This is a genomic window from Terriglobales bacterium (assembly GCA_035691485.1).
In the GTDB taxonomy this organism is placed as follows: Bacteria; Acidobacteriota; Terriglobia; order Terriglobales; family Acidobacteriaceae; genus JAIQGF01.
Window position 1 is genome coordinate 1 of the sequence record DASSIZ010000116.1, and the last position, 13,133, is coordinate 13,133.

Consider the following 13,133-nt stretch of genomic DNA (forward strand, 5'->3'; position numbering starts at 1 on the left):
GCGCGCGAAAAACGGCGAAAAGAAGTTGAACATGACGCGCGACGTTGACCCCACCGCCCCAGCCACATTTCCCGAACACGGCGGCGCGCTTTGGTTCAAGGGCAAGGGCCCGGAGAGACATGCCGCCGACCCGTCGCGTACGGCGCATCCGGTGGCAGAAAATGGAGGCGACGACTAGATGGCGCTTCCCGACTTCCAGTTGCTTCGCCCGCGCACTCTCGCTGAAGCCATCGAGCAACTGGCGCAGCATGCGGCCCATGCGCAGATTGTTGCCGGCGGCACCGACCTGATCCCCTCCATGCGGCAGCACTTGTTCGCGCCGCGTTTCCTGGTGGACATCCGTGGCATCGGCGAGCTGCGCGGCATTCGCTCTCGCGATGGTGGCCTGGAGATCGGCGCGCTCACAACGCTGACCGCGATCGAGCGCTCGCCGGAGGTTGCGCGCAATTATCGCGTGCTGCACGAGGCGGCCAAGACGGTGGCCTCGCCGCTGCTGCGCAACATGGGCACGATCGGCGGGAACATCTGCCTCGACACGCGCTGTCTCTGGTACAACCAGTCACTGGCGTGGCGGAAATCGTGCGGCTTCTGCATCAAGGCACCCCGGCCGGCGGGGCTGGCCGGGGACCCCGCACATCAGGACGGCGACCTCTGCCACGTCGCGCCCGGCGGAACCAAATGCTGGGCGGCGTTTTCCGGGGACACGCCGCCGGCGCTGCTTTGCCTGGAAGCTGAAATCGAAATTGCGGGGCCGCGTGGGACGCGCCGGGTTGCGCTCAGCGAGTTCTACACCAACGTCGGCGACGCGCGCATGCAGCTGGAGAAAAACGAGCTGCTCACGCGCGTGCTGCTGCCGGCGCGGACTTCGGGCTGGCGGGGCGTCTATCGGAAGCTGCGCATTCGCGGCTCTATTGACTACCCCCTGGCCGGTATCGCGGTGGCGCTGAAGCGCAGCAATGGCCACGTCACCGAGGCCAAGGTTGCCATCACCGCGGTCAATCCGGCGCCGCTGGTGGTGAAGGGCGCAAGCGAGGCACTGGCGGGCAGGGAAGTGGACGAAGAGTTGGCGTCGCATGTCGGGGAACTGGCGGCGCGCACGGCCAAGCCGCTGACGACCTCGGCATTGACGCCGGAGTATCGGCGGGAGATGATTCGCGTGTTCACCAAGCGCGCGCTGATGGACGCTGCCGCCGATCGTCAATGATTACCGACTGCCACATCCACATTCAGCCCCTCGAGCTGCTCAAGCCGGAAGCGCTGCGCCTGATGAAGGCCAAGCGCCCGGAGTTCCCCCAGATCGAAGAGTTCTGCCGCTCGCCGCGCGCCTTTCTCCATCACATGGACAAGGCGGGCATCGATCGCGTGGTGCTGATCAACTACGTGGCGCCGGAGGTGATTGGGTTCACCGGCGCGGTCAACGAATTTGTCGCCAATTACGTGAAAGAAGACCGGCGGCGGCTGATCCCGTGCGGCTCATTGCATCCGCGCCATTCCAACAATTTCATGGCCGATGTCGAGCAATTGCTGCGGCTCGGCATCCGGCTGATCAAGATCCATCCTCCGCACCAGCTGCTTTATCCCAACGATTACCTGCGCGGCGTCAAGGAACTGGAAATCCTCTACCGCGCCGCCGAAGCCAACGGCATCCCGGTCATGTTTCATACCGGCACGTCAATTTTTCCCGGAGCGCGCAACAAGTTCGGCGATCCCATTTACGTCGACGATGTCGCGGTTGACTTCCCCCAGTTGAAGATCCTGCTGGCGCACGGGGGCCGCCCGCTGTGGATGGACACCGCATTTTTCCTGGTTCGCCGCCATCCCAACGTCTATCTGGATATTAGCGGCATCCCGCCGAAAACTCTGTTGAAGTATTTTCCGCGCCTGGAGGAGATCGCATCCAAGACCCTCTTTGGCACCGACTGGCCCGGACCCGGCGTGCCCGACATGAAGCGCAACCTTGATGACTTCAAAACGCTGCCGCTGCGACCCGAAGTCCGCGAGCAGATTCTCGGGAAGACCGCGCTCACCGTCTGGGCGGAATAAGAAAGTCGTTGGTCATTGTTCATTGGTCGTTCGCAACCTGACTGTTGCGCGAACACCAAGGATCCAACGCCAACGACTCACTACCGCCGATTCTTATTTCTTATTTTTTGGCAGCGCCGGCGCTTGCTGCCGCCGTCTTTCCCTCCAATTCATCGGCCACTCGGGTTGCGCCATAGATGTGGCGGAGTGCTTCCAGGATGCCGCGCGAATCCACGTGCAGCGAGCGGCCAATCCCGTCTTCGTACTGGAAGTTCCAGGGAAGCGACTGGATGTTTCCGTCGAAGATGATGCCCACCACGTCGCCCGCCTTGTTGACCACCGGGCTGCCGGAGTTGCCGCCGATGATGTCGGCGGTCTCAATCGCATTCAGCGGCGTTTGGAGGTTGATTTTCGACTTGTTCTGCATCCAGCTGGCCGGCAGTTTATAGGGCGGCTGGTTGTTGTGCTTGGCGGCGTGCTCGAAGGCACCCGCGAAATTCGTGAAATACGGCAGCTTGGTTCCCGCGGGAACGACACTGCCGCGCCCGTCCTCGGTGTAACCCTTCACCGCGCCATAGCTGAGGCGAAGCGTGAAGGTAGCATCGGGGTAGAAATTCGTCCCCAGTTCCGCGAAGCGGATCTTGGACAGCGTGGCGCCGCTGCGCCGTTCCACCGACTCGACTTCATCGTCGTACTGGGTGCGGTATTTGCGGGCTTCCGGGTCGATATTGCGCATGAGGATGATCAGGGGATCGGTGCTGGCAGTCACTGCTGCCTGCCCGCCTTCGTACAACTGCTTGCGGACCGCCACGTCGTCCAGTTTGCTGCCTTCGATGAGGGTCTTCGCCACCTGGGCAGGGTCCTGGCCATTGAGAACCTGTGCCACCACGGTATCGCTTTTCAAGTCGCGCTGCATCTGGCGCAGCGATTCGGTCAGCAGCACGGTCTCCTCATCCTTGTAGATGGGAGCCGTGGAAAACAATTGCTGCTCCAGCGACGCGAGCGCCGACTCGCGGTATTCACGCAGCCGCTGGCCACTGGGCTTTTGCTTTTCGACGGCGGCCCGCACCAGGATGCGCGCGAAGCCGGGCAAGTCGCCGCGGAAGCCGGCGCGCCGCTCCACGTAGGTCAGCGGCAGGAAAATTTGCTTGTACGTTGCCTCCGCCCGCGCGGTGTCCGCCCATGGATCGCCGAACTGCTGCTTCTTCTTGGCATCGCCCGCCACATCCTGCTTCAGCTTATTTTCCGCCTGCTGTTTGGTTGCCATTAACTTCTGATCGAGCAGGCCGGACCGGTAGCCGGTGATCGCTTTCAGCGAATTTTCCATCCCGAAAATATCTTCCTGCGCGCGGCGGGCATTTTCGGCAGATTGCCCGGAATAGGCCTTCAGAGCCTGGATCAATTCCTTCAGGTTTTGCAGCCGCCAGGAATAGCTGGTATCGCGCAGGAACTCCAGTTGTGAGGTGGTCAACAGCCGCCCGGTCGAGCCCGGGTTGCCGGAGACAAAGATCAGTTCGCCGTCGCTGACGCCGGCCTTCGACCACTTAAAGTAATTGGTGAGCTGTGCCGGCTTATCGTTCTCATAAACGCGGAAAAACGTGATGTCGAGATCGTAGCGGGGGTACTCGAAGTTATCGGCATCGCCGCCAAAAAATGCGGCGTCAAACTCGGGTGCGAATACCAGTCGAACGTCGGTGTATTTTTTGTAGCGATACAGGTTATAAAGTCCGCCGGCGTAGAGAGTCACCACGTCGCAACGCAGCCCGGTGCTCTTGGCGCATTCGCTTTCGATGGCCGACATCGCGGAGCGCTGCGCCGTGCCCGCCTCCGCCGCCGACATGTTTGCCTTCACCGCGTCCTGCACCTGTGCCGTGACATCCTCGATGCTTTGCAGGACATTGAGTTCCAGGTCGGGGCACCTGGCCTCCTCCGCCTGCGTCTTGGCGTAGAAGCCCTGTTTCATGAAGTCCTTGCCGCCGGTGGAAAGCTGCTGCACGCACACCGCGCCGACGTGGTGGTTGGTGAAGGTCAGGCCGGTGGGGGAAACGAACGATCCCGAGCCTCCATTATTGAAACGAACTGAGGACAGGCGGACGTGGTCGAGCCATTCCTGGGTGGGTTCGAAGCCGTATTTCGCTTTGACCCGGGCCGCGGGGAATGCATTAAAAAGCCACATGCCTTCGTCGGCCGTAGCCGCTCCGGCGAGTAATAGTGCGGTAAGAATCAGCAGAACTGCGCGTTTGAACATTGTATGTCTCCCATGCCATCCGGCATGAATGGTGAGTTTCACGGCATAAAAAAGGCTGCCGGCATACCGCGTACGCCTGCGGCAGCAAAACTGTTCAATATACGCTGGCGTTCACCGCTCGACAACGGCGGTGGTGGCGTTGCTCTCACGGGCGGGCCGATTTGGAATTGGAGAATGTTTGCGGTATGTTAACGAGTCTCACCCATTCGACATCGCCGGGCCCTGCGTCACCTGCGTCTCAACCCGCATCAATAGGATTGCGAGGATTTTATGTCCACGAGCACTCTTACGCCCAAGGGTTTGGAAGGCGTGGTTGCGGCTGTTTCCAGCATCTGCTACATCGATGGCGACCGTGGCATCCTGGCCTATCGCGGCATTGATATCCACGAACTTGCCGACAATTCCACGTTTGAAGAAACCTGCTTCCTGCTCTGGTTCGGCAAGCTGCCGTCCGCCGGAGAGCTGCGCGATTTGAAGCGCAACCTGGCCGACGAGAGAAAACTGGACCCTGCTATCGTCAACTTGATCCGCCAGGCGCCGCGCCAGGCGTTGCCGATGGATGTGCTGCGCACCGCCGTGTCGGCGCTCGCGTTCTACGATCCCGAGGACAAGCTGAACACGCCGGAGGCGAACCTGCACAAATCGGTGCGCCTGACATCGCAACTGGCCATGATCGTGGCTGCCTACGACCGGGTGCGCAAGGGACGTCCCATCGCCGAACCGGACCGCTCGCTCTCGCACGCCGCAAATTTCCTGTTGATGTTGAACGGCGAGCCGCCCTCGAAAACCGCCGAGCGCGCGCTCGACATCGCCCTGATTCTCCATGCCGATCACGAGCTCAACGCCTCCACCTTCGCCGCCCGCGTGACCGCCGCGACGCTCTCCGACATGCATTCCGCCATCACCTCCGGCATCGGCGCGTTGAAAGGACCGCTGCACGGCGGCGCCAACGAGGCCGTTTTCAAGATCCTGACGGAACTCGACAAGGCCGGCGCCGACCCGGTGGAGCACATCAAGGGAATGCTGGCGCAGAAGAAGAAAATTCCCGGCTTCGGCCATCGCGTCTATCACACCGAAGACCCGCGAGCGACGCACTTGCGGCAGATGTCGCGCGAACTGGGAGAATCCAGCGGCCAGGCCAAGTGGTGGCAGTATTCCGACAAGATCGAAAAATACCTGAAGGGGGAGAAGAAGCTGAACGCGAACGTCGATTTCTATTCCGCCTCCACCTACCACACGCTCGGGATCGATGTGGACCTGTTCACGCCGGTGTTCGCGGTTTCCCGCATCAGCGGCTGGACGGCGCACGTCATGGAACAGCTCAACGACAACCGCCTGATCCGCCCGCGCGCCGACTACATCGGGCCGCCCTACCCGCAGCACTACGTGCCGATCGATCGCCGGTGAATCACCGTTATGATGGATTCGCGAGTTGTTCCAAGCCAAGGGGTAAAGCGAAGAGCTGAACTGTGAAGATTGCGCTCGGGCAGATCAATACCACCATCGGCGATTTCAGCGGAAATTGCGGCAAGATCGTAGAGTTCTCGCGGCGCGCGCTGGCGGCGGGTGCAACTGTCGCCATGTTTCCCGAACTTTCCATCTGCGGCTACCCGCCGCGCGACCTGGTGGAGAACCCCAGCTTCGTCAACCGCAACCAGGAGATGCTGCAACGATTAGCCGATGAGACCCGCGGCATTGCCGTGATCTGCGGACTGGTAACCCCGGCCCACGCCGAGACCGGGAAGTCGGTGATGAACTCCGCTGCCATGACCCGGGACGGGCAAGCGGCGTTCCTGCAGTCGAAGATGCTGCTGCCCACTTACGACGTTTTTGATGAATCGCGGAACTTCGCGCCCGCCGCCAAGCAGGAGTTGCTGCCTCTGTGCGGGCGCAAGATCGCGCTCACCGTTTGCGAGGATGCCTGGAACGACAAAAGCTTCTGGAACCGGCGGCTGTATGGCTTCGACCCGGTGGAAGCACTGATGCGCGGCGGCGGCAACCTGCTGCTGAACATCTCGGCGTCGCCGTTCTATGCCGGCAAGCGCGAACTGCGGCAGAACATGCTGGCAGCGCTGGCGAAGGAATATGGGGCCCCGGTGGCCATGGTCAACCAGGTGGGCGGCAATGACAGCCTGGTGTTCGACGGTTCCAGCGTGGTGATTGCGCCCGATGGCCGCGTGGTGGCGCAGGCAAAGTCTTTCGAGGAAGACCTGATTTTCTTCGATACCGAGAATCTCGCCGGCGACGTGCATCCGCAGGTCGAAGGCCTGGAGGGCAGCGTCTATGCGGCGCTGGTGCTGGGTACACGCGACTACGTGCGCAAGTGCGGCTTCCATCGCGTGCTGGTGGGTCTGAGCGGCGGGATCGATTCGGCGCTGACCGCGGCCATCGCCGCCGACGCGCTCGGCAACCAGAACGTCACCGGCGTCGGTATGCCAGGACCATACTCTTCACGCGGCAGCATTGACGATGCCCGCGCGCTCGCCGGGAACCTGGCGATTCGCTTCGAGCTGATCCGCATCACTGAAATGTTCGATACTTACCTGAAGGCGTTGAAGCCGGTGTTCGCGGCGAGGGAAGAGGACGTGACGGAAGAGAATATTCAGGCGCGCATCCGCGGCGCGCTGTTGATGGCATTATCCAACAAGTTCTCCTCCATGGTGCTGAGCACCGGGAACAAGTCGGAGTTGGCGGTGGGGTACTGCACTTTGTACGGCGACATGGTCGGCGGTCTGGCGGTGATTTCCGACGTGCCCAAGACCATGGTCTATCGGCTGGCGCACTACGTGAATTCGCGCAAGCCGGTGATTCCGCGCTCCACGCTGGAGAAGCCGCCTTCGGCGGAGCTGCGCCCCAACCAGAAAGACAGCGACTCGCTGCCGGATTACGATGTTCTGGATACGGTGCTGGAGGATTACATCGAGGATTACAAGAGCGCGGAGCAGATTGCCGAGGAGCGCGGTTACGACCTCCACCTGGTGCGCAACGTCATCCGCATGGTGGAGCGCTCGGAATACAAGCGCCAGCAGGCGGCGCCGGGATTAAAAATTTCCGAAAAAGCGTTCGGAGTGGGCCGACGTTTTCCGATTGCCGCAAAGGCAGATTATTAAAGTGGTTTGCGAGGTTTCCAAGGTTTCGGATGTTGGTCGATTGCAGGGGAGCTGTGAACCCTCCAACACCGCGAGATCCTTGGTACCTCGATTCGAAAGGACCGCATGCGCCGTTTTGTTGCAATAGCGAGCCTGGTGGGGCTCGCCGTAATCGTGCCGGCACAGGAGCCGGCAAAACCGAAACCGACCACGCCGGGTGGAGCGCAAAAGACAGCCGCCACAGCACTGCCGTCCAAGGCGATTGTGGATACGTTCCTGCGCCAGATGTTCGGCTTTGAGCAGGACGTTTCCTGGACTGTCGCCAACATCAAGCCTTCGGATGCAGCCGGCATCGCAGAAATCGACGTGAACATGAAGTCGGCGAAGAACAATGGCGAGCGCAAGCTGTACGTTCTGCGGGGACAGAAACAAGCGGTCGCCGGCAACATGGTGGCGTTTCCGGGCGAGGGAGAACGGCCGTCCGATGCGGCGATCAACAGCTTCGTGCGGCAGATGACCGGAGGACCCAACCCGGCGGTAACGTGGACGATCAGCGAGATCAAGCCGCGGGCGGTGTCGGACTTGACACAGGTCACGGTGTTGATGAACACGCCGCAGGGACGCGGCGCGGCGGCGTTCATGGTGACCGCGGACGGAAAGCACGCCTTGATGGGCGAAGTGATTCCATTCGGCGCCAACCCATTCGCCGCCAATCGCGCCAAGCTGCTCAAGGGAATCAACGGACCGTCGCGCGGTCCGGCGAATGCGCCGGTGACGATAGTGGAGTTTGCCGACCTGCAATGTCCGGCATGCAAAGCGGCCTTGCCCGAGATCCAGAAGCTGATCGCGGATGAGCCCAACGCCAGGTTTGTCTTTCAGCAATTTCCGCTGACCATGGCCCATCATTGGGCGATGAAGGCGGCGGAGTACGGCGACTGCGTGCACCGGGAAAATCCAGCGGCGTTCTGGAAATATGTGGATGCAGTGTATGCCGCGCAGGAGCAGATTACGACGGAGACGAACAACACCGACGACGCGGGCACCAAGGCGGAAGGAAAGCTGACGCAATTGGCTGCCGGCGCGGGAGTGGATGGGCAGAAGGTGGCGGCCTGCGCCAATCAAGCCGCGACCGAGCAGCGCATCAAGCAGTCGATGGCGCTGGGCAAGGAAGTGGACGTGACCGGAACGCCGACGCTCTACGTCAATGGCCGTCGCATTAATAATCTAGGCTCGTTGTCGTACGAGCAGTTGAAGCGGCTGGTGGACTTCATGGCGAAGCAACCGAAGTAGCGCGTCATGTGCCGTTCAGCAAATCGGTGCAACAGTTCACGCACAGGTCGGGATGGAGCGCCACAAGCTGGTCGCGGGGAAAAATTCCCGTAGCGACGGCTACGATGGGCGCCTGCACCGCGCGCGCGGCGGCAATGTCAGAGGGAGTGTCGCCGACGATGCAGACGCGGGCAGCAGCGCCGAGCCGGCGGCGGGCTTCGCTGATGCCGTGACGAAAGATGTCCTCGCGCAATTCCAGTTGATCGCTGAAAGATCCGAAGTCGAAATAATGCCGCAGCCCGGCGGCTTCCAGCTTCGTCCAGCCAATCGGCTCCAGGTTGCCGGAAACTACGGCTAACAGTTTTTCTCTCTGGCGCAGGGACTCCAGTAGTTCGCGGACGGAAGGGCAGAGTTCAACTTGAATGCCGGCGGCGTTGCGGCGGACCTCATCGCACATGGAGCGTGCCAGGTCGGGCAGCTTGCGCTCGAACTCCTCGCCGAAAACCCCGGCACGCGCGAGCACAGCGCGCAGGATGCCGAGGTCGGTATTGCCATGGACGGGCACGCCATCGATCGTGCCCTCGATGCCGAACAGGGCGCGCAGCGCGTTGCGGAAGGCGTGGTAGTGGACGCCGTCGCGCGAGTTCAGCAGGGTGCCGTCAATGTCGAACAGGTAGGCGTCTGCTTCCCACCAGCGGAACGGAGATGCGGCGGCGCGCGATGTTTCCATTCAATCCTGGGCGGCCTTACAGGCTCGCACCCTGGCGGCCGGGAATCATGATGCGCTCGACGGCGGTAGCGCGGCCGGTGTGCTGGTCGCACTCCACATACACGCCGCAGAAATGAACGTCGCCATGCGCCGCCTCCCAGCGAGCGGGCATGTTGGTGAGAAAACGGTGGATCACCAGTTCTTTCTGCACGCCAATCACGCTGTCATAAGGACCAGTCATGCCCACGTCCGTCTGATAAGCGGTGCCGTTGGGCAGAATGCGGGTATCGGCGGTGGGAATGTGGGTGTGGGTGCCGAGAACCGCGGTCACGCGGCCGTCAAGATACCAGCCCATGGCGACCTTTTCCGAGGTTGCTTCGGCGTGGATGTCGACGAGGATGACCTTGGCCTTGGTCTTTGCGATGAGCGCGTCAGCCAGGCGGAAGGGATCGTCATTTTGGGGCAGGAAAACCCGGCCCTGGAGATTGATGACGGCGTAGGGAATATCGCCCACGGTTCCTTCGTACATGCCGATGCCGGGCGTTCCCTGGGGATAGTTGGCGGGCCGAAGCACGCGGCGCGCCGGACTGTGAGGATTGCCGTTGGCCGAATGGAAGTAGTCGATGATCTCGCGCTTGTCCCAGACATGATTGCCGGTGGTGAGCACGGCGATGTTGAGATCGAAAAGCTCGTCGATGATGGGCGGCGTGAGGCCGAATCCGCCGGCGGCGTTTTCGGCGTTGGCGATGACCAGATCAACCGGCCGCTGCTTGACGAAGGCGGGCAGGTGCTCCTTGACGCTGACGCGTCCGGGCTTGCCGAAAATGTCGCCGATAAAGAGGATGCGCACGGTCGAATTCTAAACGTTGGATGGTAACACGGAGGCAACCGTCGACGGCCGACGGTCGATAGTCGACAAAATCAAGGCTTGAGCTCGACCGTGGTGAGGAAGTCGTAATTGCCGGCGGGACTGATCTGGAAATTTGCCGTCCGGCGGGAATGCACGACTACGTTGTCGAGGTACCAGAGGTTGAGGTAGGGGAGGTCCTCGGCGAGCAATTGCTGGACGCGCAGGTACATCTGCTTGCGCTTTTGCGGGTCGAGTTCGCGGCGCGCCAGGTCAATCAGGCGATCGACTTCAGGATTGGCGTAGTAGCTGCGATTGGCGCCGGCAGGCGGGGTGAAGGCGGAATGGAAGGCGTACTGGAACATGTCGGGGTCGTTGTTGCCGCCGATCCAGCGCAGGGGATAGAGCTGGAATGCTCCCTTTTGCACGTCGGAGAAAAAGGTGGCGAACTCAAAGGTCTTGATATCAAGTTCGACGCCGACGGCGCGCCACTGCTGCTGCAGAACTGCAGCCAAAAGGCGAGAGTTCTCCTCGGTGGAGGTCTTCATGGTTAAGTGAAAGCGCGTGCCGTTCCTGGCCGGGTAGCCGGCGGCGTCCAGAAGATCGCGGGCACGCTGCGGGTTGAAGTCGTAAGCGGGAAGGTCGGCCGTGAAGGCCCACGACTGCGGCGGAAGGATGGTGTAGGCGGGGCGTGCCTCATCGCGCCACAGATAATGAATCAGCGGGCGACGGTCAAGGGCATAGGCGAGCGCCTGGCGCACGCGCGGGTCGCGCAAGATCGGATCGCGGAGATTGAGCGCGACGTAGTTGAGCACGGTGCCGGGCGTCTGCTGGACTTCCAGGCGGGGATCTTTGCGGAGGGCGAGCACCATGTCGGCGGTGAGCGCGTTGAGGGCAACGTCGGCGCTGCCCTTTCGCAGTTCCAGCGCGCGCGTGGTGGTGTCAGGCACGACGATCATGCGGACGCGTGGAATGCGCGGCCGCTCGCGCCAGTACTGATCGTTGCGCTCGAGAACGACTTCGCGGTCCTGCTGATTGCTGACCAGGCGGAAGGGCCCGGAGCCGACCGGGTTGCGATAAAAATCGCCGCCACTGCCGAAAGGCACGATGCCGATGGCGTCGTTGGCAACGTTCCACAGCAGCGAGGCCCAGGGTTCTTTCAGATGGAAGACGACGGTGGTGTCGTCGGGCGCGTCCACGTGGTCGACGAAGCGGTAGGTGCCGGTCTTCACCGTGCGCATGGTGCGGTTCATGATGGAGTCGAAGGTCCACTTGACGTCGCGCGCGGTGAGCGGGCGTCCGTCGTGGAAGCGCACGCCGGAGCGCAGGTGGAAGACGTAGGTCAGCGGGTCGGGAATGTCCCAACTGGTGGCCAGCCACGGCTGCAGGTTGAAGTGCTCGTCGCGGTGGACCAGGGCGTCGAAGAGCAGCTCGTCAATGCGCTCCGAGTAAGCGTCAATTCCAACCCGGGGATCGAGATTGGTGGGGCTGCTCTCGATGATCATGACCAGGGTATTGGCTTCGGGCTTCTTCGAACAGCCGAGAAGTCCTAAACCACAGAGGACAGCGATGACGGAGCCGAGAAGTTTCAAAGTTTCAAGTTTCAAAGTTTCAGGTTAACGGAGCGAATTCACGTCATTGATGGTAGCCGATTGCCACGCCTCAATATTAGCGGCATGGCTGACCGCCGCGGCTAGGGGTAGGAAATTTTGCCGAGCACGGAGGGATGATTGGCGCCGGTGGCGGAAGGAATATTCGACGGCAGGCGCCGCCAGGTCTGGTAGGCGAGGACGGCAAAGGCGACCGCCTCCTTGGCTTCAGCCGGCAAGCCGAATTCGTCCGAGGCACGCAGCTTCACGCCGGGAAGTTCCGCGCCGAGCATGGAGAGCATGGTTTTGTTGTTGGCGCCGCCGCCGGAGACGATCATCTCTCGAAATTTCTTCGCCGAGGCCGGGGCCACGAAAGTGCGCACCGCGTCCGCGATGGAGCAGGCGGTAAGGGCGGTGGCGGTGGCGACGATATCTTCCTTGGCGGCACGGCGGCAGCGGCGGAGGAAGTCGGCTACGAACTCGCGGCCAAACTCCTCGCGGCCGGCGGTCTTGGGCGGACGGCGGCGGAAGAACGGCTGATGCAGAAATTCCGATAGAACGACGTCGAGGACGCGGCCCCGCGCCGCAATGCGGCCGTCGCGGTCGAAAGGCTTGTTGAAGAGTTTTTCGGTAACGGCGTCGATGACCATGTTGCCGGGGCCAGTATCGAAAGCAATGACCTGCTCGGGCGTTGCCTTGGCAGGAATGGCGGTGAGATTGGCGATGCCTCCGATGTTCTGCACGATGCGCACGCGACGGCGATGGCGATAGGCGATGTAGTCAAGGAAGGGAACGAGGGGAGCGCCGGTGCCGCCGGCGGCCATGTCGGCCGGACGAAAGTCGCTGACCACGGGAACGCCCGTGCGTGCGGCAATCACCGCGCCTTCGCCGATCTGCCAGGTGGAGGCTACGCTGGCGCCGAGATAGGCGCGGGGCGTGCCCTGGTGATAGATGGTCTGACCGTGGCAGCCGACCAGATCGAGAGAGATGCGGGCGCGCTTGGCGGCGGCAGTGACGGCGCGGGCGTAGAGGCCGCCGAGCAGGAAATTGAGCCGCGAGAGGTCGGCGACACTGGCCTCCTGCGCGTTCATGAAATCCAGGACGGAACGGCGCACGCGCTGTGCGAAGGGAAACGTGGAGTGATGAAGAAGTTCGAAGCGGGTGCGAAAGCCGCGGCCGAGGACGCGCACGATGGCAACGTCAATGCCATCGGCCGAGGTGCCGCTCATCACGCCGGCAACAATCACGGGTGCGCTCCCATGCAGATTGAAGACTTAAGATGAGAATGGGGCACGTGCTTGTAATTTGCAATTTGAAATTCGAAATTTTCGCGGTGCACCATTTCCGGTGACGCCGGTGT

The 13,133-nt window shown here is 61.9% G+C and carries 10 protein-coding genes; 5 read left to right on the top strand and 5 right to left on the bottom strand.

Annotation, left to right across the window (positions count from 1 at the left end):
• Window positions 1-178 precede the first annotated feature (178 nt).
• Both VFI82_14620 and VFI82_14625 read left to right on the top strand, forming a co-directional pair.
• The gene (locus VFI82_14620; protein HET7185917.1) at window positions 179-1,204 is read left to right on the top strand and encodes a xanthine dehydrogenase family protein subunit M; all 1,026 of its coding nucleotides are present in this window, start codon (window positions 179-181) and stop codon (window positions 1,202-1,204) included.
• On the top strand, window positions 1,201-2,043 hold the full coding sequence (locus VFI82_14625; GenBank protein HET7185918.1) for an amidohydrolase family protein: 843 nt from the start codon (window positions 1,201-1,203) through the stop codon (window positions 2,041-2,043). Before VFI82_14620 ends, VFI82_14625 begins: the two co-directional genes overlap by 4 nt.
• Window positions 2,044-2,143: 100 nt before the next feature.
• On the opposite strand, the gene VFI82_14630 is transcribed toward VFI82_14625, so the two are convergent.
• On the bottom strand, window positions 2,144-4,270 hold the full coding sequence (locus VFI82_14630) for a S46 family peptidase (GenBank protein ID HET7185919.1): 2,127 nt from the start codon (window positions 4,268-4,270) through the stop codon (window positions 2,144-2,146).
• 270 nt (window positions 4,271-4,540) lie between these two features.
• Here VFI82_14630 and VFI82_14635 point away from each other — a divergent pair, with 270 nt between their 5' ends.
• From VFI82_14635 to VFI82_14645, 3 genes are all read left to right on the top strand, one after another.
• Entirely contained in the window at window positions 4,541-5,677 is a 1,137-nt protein-coding gene (locus VFI82_14635) for a citrate synthase (protein HET7185920.1), read from the top strand.
• A gap of 62 nt (window positions 5,678-5,739) precedes the next feature.
• Window positions 5,740-7,380 (top strand): NAD+ synthase, encoded by a 1,641-nt coding sequence (locus VFI82_14640; protein HET7185921.1) that lies wholly within the window; start codon window positions 5,740-5,742, stop codon window positions 7,378-7,380.
• 105 nt (window positions 7,381-7,485) lie between these two features.
• Window positions 7,486-8,649, top strand: coding sequence for a thioredoxin domain-containing protein (locus VFI82_14645; protein ID HET7185922.1), 1,164 nt, complete (start codon window positions 7,486-7,488; stop codon window positions 8,647-8,649).
• Between the two features lie 4 nt (window positions 8,650-8,653).
• Here the strand turns inward: VFI82_14645 and VFI82_14650 are convergent, their stop codons facing one another.
• The 4 genes from VFI82_14650 to VFI82_14665 all read right to left on the bottom strand — a co-directional run bounded on the left by VFI82_14650 (window position 8,654) and on the right by VFI82_14665 (window position 13,020).
• Complete coding sequence (locus tag VFI82_14650; protein ID HET7185923.1) at window positions 8,654-9,358, bottom strand: HAD family hydrolase; 705 nt, start codon at window positions 9,356-9,358, stop codon at window positions 8,654-8,656.
• A gap of 16 nt (window positions 9,359-9,374) precedes the next feature.
• Entirely contained in the window at window positions 9,375-10,187 is an 813-nt protein-coding gene (locus VFI82_14655) for a TIGR00282 family metallophosphoesterase (protein HET7185924.1), read from the bottom strand.
• A gap of 71 nt (window positions 10,188-10,258) precedes the next feature.
• On the bottom strand, window positions 10,259-11,776 hold the full coding sequence (locus tag VFI82_14660) for an ABC transporter substrate-binding protein (GenBank protein ID HET7185925.1): 1,518 nt from the start codon (window positions 11,774-11,776) through the stop codon (window positions 10,259-10,261).
• A 101-nt stretch (window positions 11,777-11,877) separates the two neighbouring features.
• The gene (locus VFI82_14665) at window positions 11,878-13,020 is read right to left on the bottom strand and encodes an anhydro-N-acetylmuramic acid kinase (protein HET7185926.1); all 1,143 of its coding nucleotides are present in this window, start codon (window positions 13,018-13,020) and stop codon (window positions 11,878-11,880) included.
• Between the last annotated feature and the right edge of the window lie 113 nt (window positions 13,021-13,133).

Excerpts from the sequence above, each read along its gene's own strand:
- VFI82_14625 (HET7185918.1), top strand. The coding sequence starts at position 1,201 with ATGATTACCGACTGCCACATCCACATTCAGCCCCTCGAGCTGCTCAAG.
- VFI82_14635 (HET7185920.1), top strand. The coding sequence starts at position 4,541 with ATGTCCACGAGCACTCTTACGCCCAAGGGTTTGGAAGGCGTGGTTGCG.
- VFI82_14650 (HET7185923.1), bottom strand. The coding sequence starts at position 9,358 with ATGGAAACATCGCGCGCCGCCGCATCTCCGTTCCGCTGGTGGGAAGCA.
- VFI82_14630 (HET7185919.1), bottom strand. The coding sequence starts at position 4,270 with ATGTTCAAACGCGCAGTTCTGCTGATTCTTACCGCACTATTACTCGCC.
- VFI82_14645 (HET7185922.1), top strand. The coding sequence starts at position 7,486 with ATGCGCCGTTTTGTTGCAATAGCGAGCCTGGTGGGGCTCGCCGTAATC.
- VFI82_14620 (HET7185917.1), top strand. The coding sequence starts at position 179 with ATGGCGCTTCCCGACTTCCAGTTGCTTCGCCCGCGCACTCTCGCTGAA.